Source organism: Flavobacterium anhuiense (assembly GCF_004151235.1).
Classification (GTDB): Bacteria; Bacteroidota; Bacteroidia; order Flavobacteriales; family Flavobacteriaceae; genus Flavobacterium; species Flavobacterium anhuiense_A.
This window is the reverse complement of sequence record NZ_JUIV01000038.1, coordinates 1-2,427: the sequence shown is the minus strand read 5'-3', so window position 1 is coordinate 2,427 and position 2,427 is coordinate 1. Positions and strand designations below refer to the sequence as shown.

1 protein-coding gene is annotated in these 2,427 nt (G+C 40.0%); it reads right to left on the bottom strand.

What is annotated here, in order from left to right; all coding sequences use genetic code 11:
• Positions 1 to 2,427 (bottom strand): HYR domain-containing protein (locus NU08_RS22135; RefSeq protein WP_129749193.1); only part of this gene is annotated, 2,427 nt, incomplete at both ends.

Here is a 2,427-nt window from a genome sequence, read left to right as displayed (position 1 = left end):
CCGCATCGATTACTGGAGTTCCAACTGTTACTTTCACAGTGTTTGAACTGCAGTTGTCCAGATTCAGTTTTTCGCAGATTTCATAAGTCAATTCATAAGTTCCAGCTGGCGGATTAGCTCCTAAAACAATGCTTCCATTTGCATCTACAGTCAGATATCCTTTTGGATCTGCAACCGTAGTTTTCAGCGTAACATCTGCTGGGTCTAACGGCTGAGCATTTTTAGTGTCATTATCAAAAACATTTTTCCCTAATGTCTGAGGAGCATTCGATCCTAAAACTGATGGAATTTCATCTGCATTCGCTACAAGATTTCCTGCCGTAACCGGTACCGTGATAGTTACTGAATCGCAGTTTGCTGGAACTGCCCCTACTTCGCAAATTATATATTCTACACTATAGTTTCCTTTTGGAGTTCCTGGAGCTACTGTAATAGTTCCAGATGGATTTAATGTTAGTCCAGATGGTAAAGTGCCTACAATATTGATCGTCACTTCTTGTGAATTAGTTCCAATTGCAACTTTATCACCATTTAGCGTATCGTTTTCTACTAGTGATATTGTTGTTCCGCCAATGTTTCCATTTATTGGAGCAATCGTATCTACTATTGCGTCTATTGTATTTACAACCTTAACCTCTGCTGTTGCTTTTTTACAGTTTGAAGGGTTTGCGTTTTTCTCGCAGATCTCGTAGATAATGCTGTATGTTCCGCTTGGCGTGTTTGCAGCTAGAGTAACGTCTCCGTTTGCATCAACGCTCAATAGTCCGTCACTGTCAATGGTAACTACTGTGTTGCCAGACGTAACAAATACTCCATCTAAAGTATCGTTTGATTTTACATTTCCGATAGTTGCCGCTGACGTTCCTGAAGTTTTTGTTCCGAAATTATCATTAACAGCAACTAAATCATTTACTATTTTAATTGTTACAGTAGCTGAATTACAATTTCCGCTGTTCGCAATTTCACAAATTGAATAGTCAAAAGTATAAGTGCCTGTTGGCGTATTTGGTTTAACTGAGACTGAACCATCTGTATCATTGAAATTTAATACTGAAGGTAAAGAACTAGTTAATGTTACATCAATATCAATTCTGCTTACTTCATTGCAATTTAAAATATCATTATCAAAAATATTAGCAATAACAGTCCCTCCAATAACCCCATCTGATGAAGAAATTGTATCATCATTTGCTTCAATAGCTCCAATTACTTTAACCGTTTGCGTACAGGTCTGTGTATTTCCTGCTGCATCTTTTGCTATCCAAGTTACAGTCGTGTTTCCGATTGGAAAACTTGATGGCGCATCATTTGTTACCGTTACAGTTCCGGTGCAGTTGTCTGATACCGTTGGCGTTCCTAAAACAACTCCTGATGCTGCGCATAAATTGGCATCTGCCGAAACCACTACCACTACTGGGCATGTGATTGATGGTTTCTGAATATCACTAATAATTACCTTTTGAGTCGCTGTTTCTGTGTTTCCGTTCCCATCATTAAAAGTCCAATTAATGGTGTAAGTTCCCTGAGCTGAATAAGTCAAAGGATCTGTCGTTGTTCCAATCACCGCTCCTGCACAATTATCTGTAGTCGTAGGAGCTGTTGCTGTTGCAGAACATTCTCCTGTAATATCAGCCAATGTTGGTTTTACAGGTTTCTGGGTATCTTTAACAATTACCTTTTGGGTGGCCGTTTCTGTATTTCCGTTACCGTCATTAAAAGTCCAGTTAATCGTATAAGTTCCTTGTGCTGAATAAGTCAAAGGATCGGAAGTTGTTCCGATTACTGTTCCTGCACAGTTGTCTATGGTTGTTGGAGCCGTTGCTGTTGCAGAACATTCTCCTGTAACATCGGCTAATATTGGTTTTGCAGGTTTCTGGGTGTCTTTAACGATTACCTTTTGGGTGGCCGTTTCTGTATTTCCGTTACCGTCGTTAAAAGTCCAGTTAATAGTATAAGTTCCTTGTACTGAATAAGTCAAAGGATCGGAAGTTGTTCCGATTACTGTTCCTGCACAGTTGTCTATGGTTGTTGGAGCCGTTGCTGTTGCAGAACATTCCCCCGTAACATCGGCTAATGTTGGTTTTACAGGCTTTTGGGTGTCTTTAACAATTACCTTTTGGGTGGCCGTTTCTGTATTTCCATTCCCGTCATTAAAAGTCCAGTTAATGGTATAAGTTCCTTGTGCTGAATAAGTCAAAGGATCGGAAGTTGTTCCGATTACTGTTCCTGCACAGTTGTCTGTGGTTGTTGGAGCCGTTGCTGTTGCAGAACATTCCCCCGTAACATCGGCTAATATTGGTTTTGCAGGTTTCTGGGTGTCTTTAACGATTACCTTTTGAGCAGCAGTTTCTGTATTTCCGTTACCGTCGTTAAAAGTCCAGTTAATAGTATAAGTTCCTTGTGCTGAATAAGTCAAAGGATCTGACG